This is a genomic window from Endozoicomonas sp. ALE010, assembly GCF_049310165.1.
In the GTDB taxonomy this organism is placed as follows: Bacteria; Pseudomonadota; Gammaproteobacteria; order Pseudomonadales; family Endozoicomonadaceae; genus Endozoicomonas.
Map to the genome: position 1 here is coordinate 1 of NZ_JBLYNV010000085.1, position 16,613 is coordinate 16,613.

The 16,613-nt window shown below is 44.9% G+C and carries 14 protein-coding genes; 9 read left to right on the forward strand and 5 right to left on the reverse strand.

The window, feature by feature from the left end:
• Nucleotides 1–76: 76 nt before the first annotated feature.
• Nucleotides 77–304 carry a DUF2442 domain-containing protein gene (locus ACO6UY_RS22300; protein WP_422491281.1) on the forward strand — a complete coding sequence of 76 codons (228 nt, stop codon included), beginning with the start codon at nucleotides 77–79 and terminating at the stop codon, nucleotides 302–304.
• On the opposite strand, the gene ACO6UY_RS22305 is transcribed toward ACO6UY_RS22300, so the two are convergent.
• Nucleotides 301–870: a Uma2 family endonuclease gene (locus tag ACO6UY_RS22305; protein ID WP_422491282.1), complete on the reverse strand. Its 570-nt coding sequence runs from the start codon at nucleotides 868–870 to the stop codon at nucleotides 301–303. The genes ACO6UY_RS22300 and ACO6UY_RS22305 overlap by 4 nt on opposite strands.
• Before the next feature lie 213 nt (nucleotides 871–1,083).
• Between ACO6UY_RS22305 and rfaQ the strand changes: the two genes are divergently transcribed.
• The 6 genes from rfaQ (at nucleotide 1,084) to ACO6UY_RS22335 (ending at nucleotide 8,910) form a co-directional block, all read left to right on the forward strand.
• The gene (gene rfaQ / locus ACO6UY_RS22310) at nucleotides 1,084–2,187 is read left to right on the forward strand and encodes a putative lipopolysaccharide heptosyltransferase III (protein WP_422491284.1); all 1,104 of its coding nucleotides are present in this window, start codon (nucleotides 1,084–1,086) and stop codon (nucleotides 2,185–2,187) included.
• A gap of 150 nt (nucleotides 2,188–2,337) precedes the next feature.
• Nucleotides 2,338–4,227, forward strand: a complete 1,890-nt coding sequence (locus ACO6UY_RS22315) for an acyltransferase family protein (RefSeq protein WP_422491285.1) — start codon at nucleotides 2,338–2,340, stop codon at nucleotides 4,225–4,227.
• Nucleotides 4,228–4,358: 131 nt separating this feature from the next.
• The gene (locus ACO6UY_RS22320; RefSeq protein WP_422491286.1) at nucleotides 4,359–5,390 is read left to right on the forward strand and encodes a glycosyltransferase family 9 protein; all 1,032 of its coding nucleotides are present in this window, start codon (nucleotides 4,359–4,361) and stop codon (nucleotides 5,388–5,390) included.
• Nucleotides 5,391–5,505: 115 nt separating this feature from the next.
• A complete protein-coding gene (locus tag ACO6UY_RS22325) occupies nucleotides 5,506–6,594 on the forward strand; it encodes an O-antigen ligase family protein (protein WP_422491287.1) in 1,089 nt (362 codons plus the stop codon).
• 150 nt (nucleotides 6,595–6,744) lie between these two features.
• Nucleotides 6,745–7,746, forward strand: coding sequence for a glycosyltransferase (locus tag ACO6UY_RS22330; protein WP_422491288.1), 1,002 nt, complete (start codon nucleotides 6,745–6,747; stop codon nucleotides 7,744–7,746).
• 57 nt (nucleotides 7,747–7,803) lie between these two features.
• The gene (locus ACO6UY_RS22335) at nucleotides 7,804–8,910 is read left to right on the forward strand and encodes a glycosyltransferase family 9 protein (RefSeq protein WP_422491289.1); all 1,107 of its coding nucleotides are present in this window, start codon (nucleotides 7,804–7,806) and stop codon (nucleotides 8,908–8,910) included.
• A gap of 38 nt (nucleotides 8,911–8,948) precedes the next feature.
• On the opposite strand, the gene asnB is transcribed toward ACO6UY_RS22335, so the two are convergent.
• The 4 genes from asnB to ACO6UY_RS22355 are packed head-to-tail and all read right to left on the reverse strand — an operon-like array spanning nucleotide 8,949 to nucleotide 13,889.
• Nucleotides 8,949–10,778: an asparagine synthase (glutamine-hydrolyzing) gene (gene asnB / locus ACO6UY_RS22340; RefSeq protein WP_422462345.1), complete on the reverse strand. Its 1,830-nt coding sequence runs from the start codon at nucleotides 10,776–10,778 to the stop codon at nucleotides 8,949–8,951.
• A gap of 19 nt (nucleotides 10,779–10,797) precedes the next feature.
• Nucleotides 10,798–11,889, reverse strand: a complete 1,092-nt coding sequence (locus ACO6UY_RS22345; RefSeq protein ID WP_422491290.1) for a glycosyltransferase family 4 protein — start codon at nucleotides 11,887–11,889, stop codon at nucleotides 10,798–10,800.
• Nucleotides 11,890–11,934: 45 nt separating this feature from the next.
• Nucleotides 11,935–13,068, reverse strand: coding sequence for a glycosyltransferase family 4 protein (locus ACO6UY_RS22350; protein ID WP_422491291.1), 1,134 nt, complete (start codon nucleotides 13,066–13,068; stop codon nucleotides 11,935–11,937).
• A 14-nt stretch (nucleotides 13,069–13,082) separates the two neighbouring features.
• Nucleotides 13,083–13,889: a glycosyltransferase family 2 protein gene (locus ACO6UY_RS22355; protein WP_422462339.1), complete on the reverse strand. Its 807-nt coding sequence runs from the start codon at nucleotides 13,887–13,889 to the stop codon at nucleotides 13,083–13,085.
• A gap of 151 nt (nucleotides 13,890–14,040) precedes the next feature.
• Between ACO6UY_RS22355 and ACO6UY_RS22360 the strand changes: the two genes are divergently transcribed.
• Nucleotides 14,041–15,360: a UDP-glucose dehydrogenase family protein gene (locus ACO6UY_RS22360; RefSeq protein WP_422450228.1), complete on the forward strand. Its 1,320-nt coding sequence runs from the start codon at nucleotides 14,041–14,043 to the stop codon at nucleotides 15,358–15,360.
• Between the two features lie 136 nt (nucleotides 15,361–15,496).
• Complete coding sequence (locus ACO6UY_RS22365) at nucleotides 15,497–16,495, forward strand: NAD-dependent epimerase (RefSeq protein ID WP_422450227.1); 999 nt, start codon at nucleotides 15,497–15,499, stop codon at nucleotides 16,493–16,495.
• Nucleotides 16,496–16,613: the final 118 nt, after the last annotated feature.

The following is a 16,613-nucleotide window of genomic DNA, read 5'->3' on the forward strand; positions in this document are numbered from 1 at the left end:
GGATGCAGGAGATAGAGCAACGCAGGAGCAGTTGCCGGGAGTGACTGACAACTTAGTCAGAAATATATGATTTCATTTGGTTAACTACTTAGCCCAAAACATTCAGTTTACCGACTCTGAACTGATTGTCACCTTACTGGATGGCAGGGTTATCCATATACCCATCCCCTTGTTCCCCACTCTGGCCGATGCAACCGAAAAACAACGGGCCAACTGTGAGGTACTGGGAGAAGGTGATGGCATATACTGGCCGGAGTTGGATGAAGATCTAAGTGTTGAGGGGCTTGTTAAAGGTACCCACTAAACCACCCCAATAACATCCCGGTAAATATCTGCAACAGGCAGTTCAAGCCCAACCGAGCTCAATACCAGTTGATCACCCTTTTTCATCTGGGTTAATTGCCACTGCTCGCCGGAGCGACGGTAAAGATCCACCAGCATATCCTGCTGATCCACCAGCAGGTACTCTTCCAGACTGGCAATTTGCGTATAGGCAGCCAGCTTGCCCAAACGATCATGCTGCTCGGTATTGGGCGACAACACCTCAACAATCAGCTTCGGGGTTTCTTCTACATAGGGGTCTTTTGGAGTTTCATCAGAGGTGTGACTGCAAGCAACCATCACATCCGGGTAAAAGAACATGGCGTTATTCTTACCACCAGCGCGGACTTTCATATCGGAGGCAAAGACCTGGCAGCCTGTGCCTTGCAGATGAGTATTCAATAACGTCGCCAAAAACACGGTCAAGAGATTATGCCGCCGACTGGCATCGACCATGGCATAAACATAGCCATTCACAAATTCGCGTTTAACCTCAGCTATTTCCTCAGTTTCAAGGTACTCAGCGGCGGTGATTGGGTAGGTTTTCATAAGTGATTGCAGGTGTACCTGATGGTGTGTTTATTGTGTGGTGTTCAGAATAGTTGGGCTATGCCCTGTGGCAAGTCTCCAGATGAGTCAGGATCAATTCTTACTGAAATTAAATCAATAAACCGTTAGACTCCCCCACTTATTGCAAAGGTTTCACACTGGCTATTAATTAACATTTTCAGCCGGACCTGGATGAGAGACAGGTTTCACTCTATGAAAATTCTGGTAACCAAATTTCGTAATCTTGGTGACGTGCTGTTATCAACTCCGGTATTTGCCAGCCTGAAAGCTATCTATCCAGAATCAGAACTCCACGTTTCTGTCAACGATTTTTGTGTGCAAATCGTTGAAGACAACCCTAATGTCGACAGGGTTATCCCTTACCAGAGAAGTAAGAATAAGAAACAGGGACTCTTGGGACGCATAGGTAATGAATTTAAATTCTACCGTCAGTTCATTGGACAGTACGATCTGGTTATCAATCTTACTGAGGGAGACAGGGGTTGTATTATCAGCGCACTGTCTGGTGCATCCCGTCGACTGGGCTATGTCAATAAGCCAACACTGATTAATAAGCTGGCACGTTTTGATACCAGCTTTAACAGCCGGGAAAGAATCCATACCGTTCAAAAAGACCTCCAATTTATAGAGGCTATAGACCCTGGCAAGGTTGATCGCAAAGTGACACTTGGTTATAAAAGTGAACACAACACTAAAGTAGAAAAACTTCTTCAGGAACTGGGCCTTGAAAAAGAGTTCATTGTCGTTCACCCCGTATCCCGCTGGATGTATAAGTGCTGGGACGCATCCAAGGTGGCCCAGTGTATCGACCACTTGCAGCAAAAATGGCAAAAGCCAGTGCTGCTCACAACTTCGGCAGACCCTAAAGAAGTCAGTATGGCTCAAGAGATTATGACTTTTTGTAAGAGCAAGCCTTTGCTGCTGCCGAGACAAATCGACCTGCAAGCCTATGCCTGCCTGGTTTCTAAAGCCTGCCTGTTTTTTGGGATAGACTCTGCGCCTATGCATATTGCCGCTTCCACAGATACTCCCGTTGTTGCACTTTTTGGTGGCAGCACTCCAGACCTATGGGGTCCTTGGGATAACAGCGAGGGCAGTAATTATCAGGAAATAACAGGTATTCAGCATAACGGCCTGCATACAGTGATCTCCAATAATAATATGGAAATTTATTATGATGGAGATCGTAAACTATCCAGAGGTATGATGGCCATCAAAGTAGACACTGTCATTTCACAGCTGGATATTTCAATGTCCAGAGCCACTGAGGATCAAGGTCTCACAGAACTGATATAAATTTGCAGGCTCTCCAACCACGATCGAATTTCTTTCAACAGTATGAGAAAAAGCCTGTTGTTGAATTACCCGACAACCTAAGCCCTCAAAATTGAGCATAAACTTTTATATATATTCATGAATCACGCTGATAACCAACCCCAGAGAAAGATGCAATTTCGTACTGACCTTGAGGGGCTCAGAGGTCTTGCAGTTCTAGCTGTAATGCTGCTGCATTTCAATGTACCTTCTTTCACTGGCGGATACATTGGTGTTGACATTTTTTTTGTTCTCTCCGGGTACCTGATAAGCTCACTGATCCTGCATGATATTAAGAACAACAACTTTTCTTATCTGAATTTCTATAATCGTCGAATTAAGAGGCTTATACCTGCAACGCTGCTCGTAGTTGCCGTCACTGTAGTTGTATATAGCTTTTTACTGCTCCCCAATGAATATATAAGCTTCATGCGAAGTGTAAGAGAAGTATTGCTATTCAACGCAAACAACTACTTTGCCAAAGAGGTTGGCAACTACTTTTCCACCGAAGCTGAAGCAATCCCTCTACTGCACACCTGGTCTCTGGCCATTGAGTGGCAGTTTTATTTTATCTTTCCAATTGTATTCCTTACACTGGCCAGGTTCTCAAAGTCTCCTCAAAAAGTGATTGCCTGTTTTCTGGTTCTGGCCCTTGGTTACTCTGTTTTTATAACTGACTATGAGGCAGAGTCCGTATACTACTCAACCACAGCCAGGGCCTTCGAATTCCTCATGGGAACAATGGCCACATTCATCCTTCCCAGAACCAACTCCAGATTCGCAAATATAGCCACCTACACAGCTCTGTTCTTGCTGCTGGTAATGGCGTTTATATTTAACGCTGAAAGCTCATATCCTGGTACCAATGCTTTCTTTGTATCCCTTGCTACTTTTGTCATTCTGGTCTTTGGTCGCAATAACAGACTACTTTCTAATAAGCTTCTTACCAACATGGGCAAGCTGTCTTACTCAGCCTATCTATGGCACTGGCCCATCGCCGTTATGGCCTACCATTTGGGCTATAGCCATGTAAAAGCCCTCTTTATTCCACTCATAATGCTGACGATTTTATTGAGTCATTTGACTTTCAGATGGGTCGAGCAGCCTGTTCGACAATCCGGGCTTTCATTCAGACACAGTCTTATCCTTCTCATTATTATTCCTATCATTGGAATACTCTCAGCGGTTTATCAAATTAAGAAACATGATGGATTTCCTCAACGGCTCGGTTCAGTTGAAGCCAAGGCTTACAATACCATCCAGGAGCATGAAGATCCTTTAAGAGACATATGCCATGTCTTTACTGGTGATGATATTGAAACATGTAGCTTTGGAGAAAAGCAGTCACATATTGGTGAAATTTTGCTTATTGGTGATTCTCACGGCCTGCATATCAAGCAGTTTGTAGAGGTTCTTGCTTCTGCTGCAAGCCTTAAGGCATATATTCAGACTGAGTCCGAGTGTCTGATGCTACCTGACAATTACCAAGAGAAATACACTGGCCGTGACATCAGTCGTTGCAGCGAGAGAAAAAGTGAACTCTACCAATTGATCGATAAGCATCACTTTGATTATGTCATTCTTTCAGAGCGATGGCTTGGCTATTCGTATGATATGCCAGAGTATAAGACAGCACTGATGGCAGCACTCAACAGGATCAATAATTCTAGTGCCATACCGGTTATCATCATGCCTGTTGCTGAAGGTGATGGAACCAGCTTTACACGTTGCTTTTATAGAAATATCGATAATCCATCAAAGTGCAATATAGCCAGGAAAGACTCTGACAGGAGACTGAAGAAAATTTATACAATGTTTGGTGAGATAAGGAAGGAGCACTCTGAAGTTCGCTTTATAAACCCACAAGATGTGCAATGCTCTACAGAAGCTTGTCTGACTCAAGACAACAACATTCCACTATATGAAGACTCTCACCATATTTATGACTATACAGCGGAGATATTCGCAAGATGGTACTTAGAAAAGTATGGCAATCCGTTTAAGCCTGAAATACCAGAGTGAACAGCTCAACTCTTACTATATGAAAGAGACTAAACAATAGCGCAAATTCGTCAGAGTTTTCGCCCCATGTCAAAAAAGCAAGTTTTAGAAAACATCCACGTTGTGGCTGCTTTCTATAGGAATTATATGTAATGAGCAAAAATATTCTGGTGATTAGAAGGGACAATATAGGTGACTTGATATGCACCACCCCACTCATCAGTAGCCTTCGCAGGACATTTCCAGATGCCTGCATTGATGTACTGGTTAATAGTTACAATGCGCCAGTGGTCAGGGGAAACAAAGAGATAGACAATATCTATTTATACAAAAAAGCCAAGCATACCGGGAAGGGAGAGAGTAAGTTAAAAGTCTACCTGGAACGATTCAGCACTTACCTGAAGCTCCGATTGAAGGGCATTGACGTTGCCATTCTTGCGGGCGGGGAAGATAACAAACGATCCCTTAAAGTTGCCAAAATTGTTGGTGCAAAAGAGATCATTGGGTATACCAGTTCATCGTTTCATAAGGGAATCACAACACCTTTGCCAGCGGAACAGACCAAAGGCCTTCACGAAGTTGAATTGACCAATTTCTTGGCCAACTCGCTTGGCATCACAGGACAACCGCCAAAGTGTACATTAATACCAGATGATACCCATCTCAAAGAAGCAGAAAAATACCTTCAAGCCAGCAACATAACCCCGGACATGAGCCCTATAGGGCTTCATATCAGTGCAAGAAAACCCAGTAATCGTTGGACAGAGGATGGCTATATTGAACTTATCCAAAAACTGTGGAGACAATATCAACAACCAATTGTTCTGTTCTGGTCTCCCGGAAGCCAAAACAACCCTCTCCATCCTGGAGACGATGAATTGGCTGACCGCATCAAAAAGAGTTGCCAGAATGTAGAACTTACGCCTTTCCCAACCCAGTCATTAGAACAACTGATTACCGGTGTTTCTCTATGCCGTGAATTTATCTGCAGCGATGGAGGGGCAATGCATATTGCTGCAGCATTGGGACGCCCTATTCTATGCTTTTTTGGCGATAGCGATGCCACACGCTGGCACCCTTGGGGGACGCGCTATGAACTTATACAAAAAGAAAGCCGACAAGTCTCTGACATAACTGTAGATGAGGCTTTAAATGGATTTTCAAAGCTATTAACCGGATATTGAGTCTGATAGTGCCATGACTTTTACTAACTATTTTAGAAGCACCCAGATATTTATTTTCTTTGTACTTCTCATACTACTACCCCTCCATGACATTGATGGAGTTGTCAACGTTTCTATGGCCCTATCCCTGCTTGCCTTGATTCCTGATTATCGAAACCTTTATTCAATACGCTATATTTTGGGCGCTTGGGCTCTGTTCGCAATGTGGTATCTGTTATCGTCACTCTGGAACCTGTTTCCTGAGTATACTTATAGCGGGCTCCGAAAAGAGGTCTTATACAGTGTCATCTGTTTGATGGTAGGTTTTACTGCTGCACTGCACCTTAAAAAGGTTAATACAGTTCTGTGCGCAGTGCTTGTATCGTTAACGCTGCTATCCTTGGCGACTTTGGCCAGAGGAGGAGTTAGCTGGCTCAGCTTCGTGGAGAAATATTACCCATCGGTTGGGGATGGCTCTACAAGCTTGGTTTTCTTTTTCAGCTTTGCAATGGCTTTATTTTTCTCCAAAAAAAGTTATTCAGCAATCATAGCTATGTTCATCGCTCTTACCAGCCTTGCACTTGCCATTTTCTATGAAAACAGAATGTGCTTTGTGTCTTTTGCCTCAGTCATTGCGGCATGTTTTTTATACACATCTAAAGGCCTATCCACAAAGCTCAAGACTGTTGGGCTGTTTACTCTATTAGTAATAGTTCTTGCCATTGTCACTTTTTCACTTTCTCTTAAATCAACCACTGAGTCTGACTACATTGCAAATGCTGTATCCACGGTCAAGCAAGACGTAAGACTCTCAATGTGGGATTTTTATTTTGATAAGGGGATGGAAAAACCAATAGCAGGATATGGGTCAGGCTACCACACCTTAAGAGATTCATTTTCTGATGACTTTCCCGAAACCTTTAACCATTTGACAAAAGATCATGCTCATAATGTTTTTCTGAATAAGTGGCTGCAAATGGGACTTGTTGGCCTGATATTATTTTTAACGCTTTACTCTTCAGCCCTGCACAAAGGAATCACGGCAGAGTTTGCAGAGAGAGAAAAACCCCTGAAACTGCTACTCTTACTCGTTTTTGTGGGTTTTTTCTCTAAAAGCATCACGGATGACTTTTTTATACGAAATAACCTACTTCTATTCTGGTTAGTGACAGGATTCATTATCGGGAGAGCATCAGCAACTGCTGCCAAGCCCGCTCTAGCCTGAGACCTTGGTCTTGTATATTCATTTGAAATACGGGATCATCTCTCTGAATTAAATCTCCACCTACAGGCACTTGCACTGTAACGCAGTGCCTTAGAGCACTTCAGGTGTCACTCTACCATATTGGTTTTCTCCCTGTCTGTACCAAATGCCATGAACAACACTAACCCACAGCCCTATAAAATTAACGTCTCTGTAATCATCCCGATCTATAACGCGGAGAAACACCTCCAAGAAAGCCTTACCTCAATCGAAGAGCAGACGCTAGATAATATCCAGGTAATTCTGGTCGATGACTCTTCACCTGATAACTCTTACGCAATTGCAAAGGCATTTACTGACAGACTGAAAAACTGGCACTTGCTGAAACAGGAGAACGGCGGCTGCTCAGTTGCACGAAATACCGGTTTCGCCAACGCCACAGGCGAATACACTATTTTCATAGACGCTGATGACCTCCTTAAACCAGAGATGCTAAAACATCTTTATGAAACGGCAAAAAAGGAGGCTTTGGACGTATGTTCATGTATGGCTGAGATTTTCTGGGACCACAAAGAAGGTAAGAAAATCCTTTTTCAGCAGGAGGATAGTGGCATCGTATCAGGACAAGACTGGTTATCCAAGGTTATATTATCCAACGATTTTCATCATGGAGTTTGGCTAAACTTGGTCAAAAGTGATTTTCTGCGACAGCATCAGCTTGACTTTATTCCCGGCCTCTTTCATCAGGATATTCCTTGGACGACTGAGGTTTATCTGAAAGCTGAGCGACTGCACTTCATCGCTGAGCCTCTATATCAATACCGATTCCATCATGCGTCGTCATCAAATACGCGAAATTATGAAAAGCGCAAAAAGATAGTGGACAGTTACATTCGCATCATTGATGTGCTTTATCGGGATCTAAAAGGAGGTCACCCGCGCCATGTTCAGGACGCCCTTCACTTTCAGATTGCTGATGAAGGCTTAGGCATTTTTCATTACATTGAAAAAATGCCCTCCCGGAGAGATAGAAACCAGCTCCACAGTCTTATGCGCCAGCACAGAACACTCTCTAAAATATGGGAATCAGCTAAAACAGGTAAACATAAGAGGCGTTGCCTCAGAAGGGGTTGGAGCATGTATAAAGATCTCTTAATTGGCTCGGTAAGCTGAGATTCCAGCTTATACTTTTTTCTTTGGAAATCTGGCACCTATACAAGCTATCACCCAATGAACACACGACTTTACTCACGAATTATTCAACTTGCCGCAATTACAGTACGGCTACCATTAAAATTATTCAGAAAAAAACCAGATGACACCAAAGTGAGGCGCATCCTTGTCATTCACCAGTTATTACTGGGGGATGCCATTATGTCTACCGCTTTACTCGCCAGCTTACGAGAGAAATACCCGAAAGCCTCTATAGATGTTGCAATGCCAGATTTTTTGGTACCTCTTTATAGCCAAAAGCCTTACCAGATTCACCCAATTTCCTATTCACCCAAAAACGCTAAAAGCCTGATAAAACTTATCCAGCAAAAGTCTTACGACATTGGCATAGTCCTTGGAGATGCCCGCTACTCTTGGGCAGCTTATGCTGCTGGAACTCGGTGGATCATTACCCATACCGGAGACTATCCCGCTTATAAGAACTGGTTCGTAGATGAGTTGCTTCCCATGCCAGAAAGCCCAAAAGCAATGCCAGACCTGATGGCAGATCTATGTGCAGCAGACCATCTCACAACTTTTTCAACTTCTGACTGGATCTTTGAAGATGTAGTAATTGCGAGCCCCGAATCTCCATATATTGTTTTCCACTTGGGTGCATCATCAGTACTGAAGTTATGGCCCGTAGATTCATGGCTTGAACTTGGTCACAAGTTAAAAAATAACGGCTTTTCTATCGTTGTAACCTGTGGACCCGGTGAAGAAGCTTTACTAGAAAAGTTCAGGGGAAATGGCGATTTCGAACAGTTAGTTCCTGGGAACTTTACCTTACTGCAAATGAGAAAGCTCATAGCGCAGTCCAGCTTGTTGGTTAGCCCTGATACTGGCATCAGTCATCTGGCAAAATTAACCAACACTCCTCTTGTCTGCCTCTTTGGTCCAGGGCCTGTGGAGCTTGTGGGCAACAGTCAGTTTTTTAACAACCATAAAGCCCGGTACCTAAGCAACCCGATCCCTTGCAGAGATCAGCCAGTTATATTCAAGCGTCCGGTTTCATGGGTTCGTTTCTGTGAGCGAAATACTCATCAGTGTCAAGACCCAAAATGTATAAAAAGTCTGACAGTAAATAATGTCTACAGCGCATCAAAAGAGCTTCTGAAAAAATAGAGATTTAAGCGAGCCACCAAAAAGGTGGCTCTCAAATACTAATTAAAGGAATATGCTGCCAAAACTCGATCTAAAATCAACAATTGCAACACTTGTTCAGCTAAATTTTCCCGCCCCTTAAGATACTCTTTGACCATAGCTTGAGCTGCAGCTGCGTTTATCACACCATGACTTCCGCTAGCAAGACGCTCTCCAATTTCAGGAAAACGTTGAGACCAGCTATTTCTGAGCCAATGAGTCAACGGAGGATTAAATCCTCTTTTCTTCAAATGTGCGACATTCTCAACCTGTGGAGAAACTCTTGATAGGAGTTGTTTTGCTGGTGAAGAAAAACGCTCCTGGTCAGGCAGAACTGAAATTGAAGCAAATAGTTGATGATCCATAAATGGGCAACGTAGCTCTAAGCCATGCGCCATAGAACAAAGATCACCTTTTTTGAGGATATACTCAGGCAGGTAATTGCCATAATCAATCGCTAACATCTGTTTGAGAGGGGGTAGCTTAGTATCGTTATTCTCAAATTGACTTTTACGCCAATAAACATTTTGCTTCCCTTCCAAATCTAATAATAAGTGGGCTCGCTGGGCTGGAGTATAACCAGAAAAACGCAGGCTATACGCATCTCCCCATGACATTTTCAGTTCAGATAGGATCTTACCTTTTTTAGTGTCGATGGCCTTAAAGGGGGAACCAACCAATGATAGCCCTCCCCTCCATGCGCTCTTGAGGTGTTTGTTATACCGCTTGTACCCGGCAAACAGCTCGTCACCGCCATCTCCGCCCAGAACAACCGTGACATGCTTTGAGGTTTCCCTGCAAAGCAACCATGTTGGAAAAGCACTGGGGTCAGCAAAAGGCTCATCGAGGTCATCAACAATCTGATCAAATAAAGACAGTTCTATATCCAGAGGGATAGGAATCTCAATGATCGGTAACCCCAAACTCAGTGCTGTTTTTTTTGCAACTTCACTTTCATCGAAGCGAGGGTCCTGAAAGCTAGCCGTAAAAGCAGTGATCTCACGATGCTCCTGTCGGGCTAAAACAGACGCAATGGCAGTACTATCAATTCCACCACTTAGAAAAACTCCTACTGGACGATCCGAAACTGTTCGGATATCAACTGCCTTAAGGAATGTCTGAAGCCAATCTGATGAACCAGCCTTGTATGGCTCCCAGTATGAACGTTTTTCCAATGTTCGCCTGGATAAATCCCACTCTAGATAGAAACCATTTTCCAACTTGAAAATTTCATTACTTAGCGTCAACGGCGCAGGTATGTAACGATGTGTAAGGAAAGCATCAATCGCATACTTATTTAGCGTTTTCTGTTTCCCATCAAGCAGTGCCCAGACACATTTAAAGTTTGAACCAAAAGCAAGTACACCATCATGACAAGAGTAATACATTGGTTTCTGCCCCATTCTGTCGCGACACAGAAAAGCTTTTCCAACTCTCATGTCATAAATGCAAAATGAAAACATTCCCCTCAGATACGACAGGCACTCCATTCCATCACGTAAATATGAATTGAGAATGAACTCTGTATCCGACGTTGTATGGAACTCATAACCTTCACCGATCAATGCTCGCTTTCTATCTTCCCAGTCATACACCTCACCGTTGTAGCATATCCATACCTTGCCAGAAGCATCAGACATAGGCTGATTCGCTCTGGAATTCAAGTCTCGTATACTCAGTCTTGTGTGTATCAGGGCCGATACTGGTTTTTCATTGCATAGCCTGCCTTCAGCATCCCATGAGGTGAAAACCTGAGCATCAGGGCCACGGGGATAGAGACTCATCTGCGCCTTTTCAATAGAGCTAATACTCACCACAGATGGACTGAAGATACCAGCAATCCCACACATACTTAATCAATTCCCACTTTTACTTGACTGATACTTTTTGGAAAATTTCTTCCATATGATCCACCATCTGCCTCAACGTGCAGTTCTCCATAGCAAAATTCCGGCTATAAGCTCCAAAACGCTCTCTCAAGCTTGTATCTTTCATCATTCGCTCGATAGCCAAAGCCAAGGATACAGAGTCACAAGTATCGACCAATAACCCGTTCTTCTCCGGTTGCAGTACCTCAAGAATACTTCCCACATCAGTAGAAATTATTGGCAAACCACAAAGCATGGCTTGCATAATGCTCTGAGGCACGCCCTCGTTCCCATAAGATGGTAGTACAAAAATATCCATAGCTTGTAACCATGGGACGACATCATCCTGATTACCTACTAAAGTAATTTTGTCGTTTAAATTAAGCTGCGTAATCAGCGACTCCAAAGTGGGTCGATAAGGACCATCACCAATGACCATTAAGTGATAATCATCCGACTGGAGGCTTGCAAGTGCATTAAATAAATACTCATGACCTTTCCAGTCACGCAGGGTCGCCAGTATTCCTATGATTGCCCTCTTTGATGGAATTCCAAGCTGCCTACAAATTATTTGCTTATCTTCTGCGGGTTTAAAGCGATCTTCATCAATTCCTGTTGGTACTGACCTCATTTTTTCCAGAGCTACTCCATTTTCCTGATGTAAGGTCTGACGAAGCTTTTCACCTGTTGTAACTAAAAAGTCATTCCCATTCTGATAAAGCCACAAAGAACTTCTGTTTTTATGCACTGGTGTTGAAAGGTGCCGAGTACGAACTATTCCCGGGCGCTTCTTTTTCCAGGCCAGTGAAAGAGAAACAAGCCAACTATCTGTTGAACTATGGGTATTAATCACATCAAAGTGGTTACTGGCCAGAAACTTGTGCATAACCCATAGAGATGAGATCTTTTTCTTTTCAATGGGCAGAGCAACTGTGTTGATCCCTCGCAGCACAGACTCCCTGTATATATTGGAATGTTCAGGGCAAGCAATCGTCACCTGATGCCCCCTTTCCAGCATCCCTTCTGACTCAGTGAGAATTCGAACCTCCTGGCCTCCCCAGCCACAAGAGGATTCTGTATGAAGTATTTTCATAGGTTATTACTTATCCAAAAACCATAGTGTTGATAAGAGGTCGGCTTAGCGCAGGACATTACCATAAAGCTTAAGCAGCTCATGACCAAGTCGCTGAGGACTATGCTGTTCAGCAGTTTTTCTGGCTTCTTTACCTAACATCAATGCTTTTTCAGTTGAGCAGAAATGGCTGACAGCCTCAGCCAGAGAGTTGCTGTCAAGGGCATCGCATATATAACCATTTTTACCTGATTGAATAATATCCGAGCCTCCACAGGTTGGAGTAGTAATAACTCCCAAACCTGAAGCCATTGCCTCTAATACAACATTACCGAAGGGCTCATAGATCGTGGGTAAAATAAAGCCATCAGCTGCCGCATAGTAGCTCTCAGGCCGTTCTTGCACTCCCACAAAGTGAACCCGATCAGGTACACCTTCAGCTTCAGCCAGTTTGCGATACATAGACTCAGACTTATCTTTACCAACAACAATCAGCTCAGCACCAGCTTTCGCAACCGCTTTAATTGCTTCAGCCAACCCCTTTCGCTCAAACCCTGAACCTACAAAAATAAGGCAGGTTGCACTGTCAGTGATTCCTAAAGAACTACGGATTGACGCTCTGAACTGATCTCTTAACGTTGGAGTAAATCGGTTTGAGTCAACACTGTTGTAAATAACATGCAACTTGCTCTCATCAATATCAAACTCACGAATAATCTCTCTTTTCACCATCTCAGAGATACAGATCACTGCTTTCAACTTCGGATGCTCAAACATCTGCTTCTCCGCATCCATCACATAACGGTGAAAACGATCATTTTTCATTCGCTTTGCTTGAGCTTCAGGAATAATTCTCGAGCGATGTTCCAGCCAGCATTTATGCACACCATCTCCAGCACGATAAATGGTACAACCCGGGATACGCTCATGGCTCTGAACAATATCAAAACTGGAGAAGTGTTTCTGTGCAGCCCTGGCAAAACCTCGTTCACGACTGACACGGCCCCATTTAAACGGGTTGCAAACCTCAATATGAACAGACGGGTTCTTTATACCATTCCACTGTCGTGTTAATACGGTAATATCCAGTTGCTGCTGCTCTGCTTTTTGTTGAGAGAGAGCAGACAACGCAGATGCCACAAAACGTTCAGCACCGCCATCGGGCCGATATTTTTGTCTGACAATAGCAAGCTTGATCATAAGTCAGGTGCCCGTTATTCACCGGCCTGCCTGCGGGTTTTACTCATAGCCCACAGCGCAGCATATTTATTGAAGGTATACTGGGTAACCACCAGTGAGAGGAGGAGCCCGTGGCCGCCATCAAGGAAGCCCTTCCTTAGTAAAAAGGTTTTAATAAACGCACCCAGCGCATGGCCAAAGGCAGATCCCAGACCGACCTTCTTGCCTTGCAAAAAACGCTCTTCAGCCCAGCTTCGGGCATATACCAGTTGCTTTTGCTGAAACTGCATATAGTCATCGCAGGTACGATGCAGCAGGTCACCCTGGAGGTTGATCACTTCAGCTCCGGCAGTTTCAACGGATTCGTGTACCAGGTTGCTGTTATAGGTTCTCTCGTTATTCAGATAAAGACGCAGGACTCGATCCGGATACCAGCCACAATGCATCATGTAGCGGCCAAGAAACCAGTTACGCCGGGCACAGGAATACACTTTATTGGCTTGACGCGGTTTTGACAGCACTTCTGAAATGCTCACCTTGAGTTCATCGGTGACCTGCTCATCTGTATCCAGCATAAATATATAGTCAGATGTCGCATATTGCTGGGCAATTTGACGCTGCCTGCCATAACCCTGCCAGTCAGTGTGCTGATACACCCTGGCACCACAACGGGTGGCAATCTCAGCTGTGTCATCGGTACTGCCAGCATCGAGAAGAATGATTTCATCGGCCCATTGCACGGAGTTCAGGCTACTCTCCAGGGTAGCACTGCTGTTTTTGGCAATCAGGACAACAGAAAGGGTAGTCGCTTGAGACATGAGTGGCCCGGGTCGCTTTGTCATAAGCTGTCTCGAAGATCCAGCCAGCAAAAGAGACGAATCATATCGGCTTTGCAGAACCCCGTAAACGACAGGCTTTATCAACCTGACATTTCCGCCCAGTACGCTTTCAGTTAGAATAGCCCGACTTAATTTTTCACGGTAACCCTTCACTATGAAAGTCACTGTTTTCGGTATCGGCTACGTTGGCCTGGTACAGGCTGCGGTTCTGGCAGAAGTGGGTCATGATGTTGTCTGTGTCGACATTGATCAAAACAAAGTTGATAACCTGAAGCGCGGCATTATTCCTATCTACGAGCCAGGACTCGAGCCTATTGTGAAAGAGAACAGTGAGGCTGGCCGACTGCACTTCACGACGGATGCCGCTGAGGGCATCGCCCATGGCACATTGCAGTTTATTGCCGTGGGAACGCCACCGGATGAAGATGGTTCTGCTGATTTGCAATACGTCCTCGCTGTGGCCGGTACGATTGCACAGCAGATGGATGACCGGAAAATCATTGTGAACAAGTCCACGGTCCCTGTCGGCACAGCCGATCAAGTGGCCGCCAAAGTGGCAGAAGTCCTGCAGATGCGAGGTGTTCAGCTTGAGTTTTCTGTCGCTTCTAACCCTGAGTTCCTGAAAGAAGGTGCGGCGGTTAATGACTGCATGAGACCGGATCGAATTGTGGTCGGTACCGACAGTGACCAAGTGACTGATACCATGAAAGAGCTGTACGCTCCTTTCAACCGCAACCATGACCGCATGATTTTTATGGATGTCCGCAGTGCGGAACTGACCAAGTACGCTGCGAACTGCATGTTGGCGACCAAGATCAGCTTTATGAATGAGATAGCTGGCCTGGCTGAACGACTGGGTGCTGATATTGAGATGGTGCGCCAGGGGATCGGCTCTGACCCCCGCATTGGCTTCCACTTTATCTATCCTGGCTGTGGTTACGGTGGCTCCTGTTTCCCGAAAGATGTTCAGGCCCTGAAAAGAACCGCAGAGGACATTGACTTTGAGCCCCTGATCCTGAGAGCCGTTGAAGAGCGCAATGCCCAGCAGAAAAATGTTCTGTTCACCAAACTCAGCAGACACTTTAACGGTCAGCTGGAAGGGAAAACCATTGCACTCTGGGGGCTGGCATTTAAACCCAATACAGACGATATGCGCGATGCGCCAAGCCGGGTGCTGATGGAATCACTCTGGCAGGCCGGTGCACAAGTGCAGGCCTATGACCCGGAGGCGATGGAAGAGGCACAACGCATCTATGGTCTTCGGGATGACCTGACACTGTCTGGTACACAACAAGCGGCAATTAAAGGCGCTGACGCACTGGTTATCTGCACTGAGTGGCGTCAATTCCGTGCTCCCGACTTTGACCAGCTGAAAGCGTTATTGAAAGAGCCTGTGATTTTTGATGGCCGTAACATGTACGAACCTCAACGGATGACGCTGAAAGGCTTCAAATATTACGCCATTGGTCGCTAACGCGGACTCTACTCATTCAAGCATCTTTTATAAAAAGATTGTGTACACAAAATACCCTCAGGGCATAAAACACTGAGCAACAGGTAAATCTTGGTGATCTTTATGCCCTTAGTGGTTTCAAAACAGGTAAACCACGATGAAATATCTGGTCACTGGAGCCGCAGGCTTTATTGGCTTCTTTACCACCAGGCGTCTCTGTGAAATGGAGCATGAAGTGGTTGGCATTGATAATCTCAATGACTATTACGACGTCAGCCTTAAGCATGGCCGCCTCAATGAACTGGCCCCACTGAAAAACTTTCGCTTTGTTGAACTCGACCTGGCGGATCGCGAGGGTATAGCCGCACTGTTCAAGCAGGAACAGTTCAACCGGGTGATTCATCTGGCAGCTCAGGCGGGCGTCCGTTACTCCATCGACAACCCTATGGCCTATATCGACAGCAACCTTGTTGGCCATGCCACCATTCTTGAAGGTTGCCGCAACAACGAGGTAGAACACCTTGTCTATGCCTCTTCCAGTTCTGTTTATGGCATGAATACCAAAATGCCATTTTCAACGACAGATGCTGTTGACCATCCGGTTTCACTCTACGCAGCGACCAAGAAATCCAATGAGTTAATGTCCCACACTTATTCGCATCTCTATGGCTTACCTACCACTGGCCTGCGCTTTTTTACGGTGTACGGTCCATGGGGGCGTCCGGATATGGCTTACTTCAAATTCACCCAGATGGTTAACCGTGGAGAGGCCATCCCCGTCTTTAATGAGGGCAAACTGAAAAGAGACTTCACCTACATTGATGATATCGTGGAAGGTATAGTACGCATTCAGGATGTTATTCCAACAAAGTCAGATCATTTTGACAGCACTGATCCGGGCCGCAGCTCAGCGCCCTACCGGATTTACAATATCGGTAACAACCAACCTGTTGAACTGATGACGTTTATCACAGCACTGGAAAATGCCATTGGTAAACAGGCCGAGAAGCAATACTTACCGATGCAGCCCGGTGACGTTTATGCAACCTATGCCGATGTCAGTGATTTGATGGAGACGGTCGGTTTTAAACCGTCAACGTCCATTGAAGAAGGGTTACAAATGTTTGCTCATTGGTACATGAACTGGCAGAAATAACGAAACGGCTTGTTTCAGAGCAGAAGATGTAAGTAGTTAACCAAATGAAATCATATATTTCTGACTAAGTTGTCAGTCACTCTGCGGCGTTGCAACTCCGGTCACATAGCTACGGCTA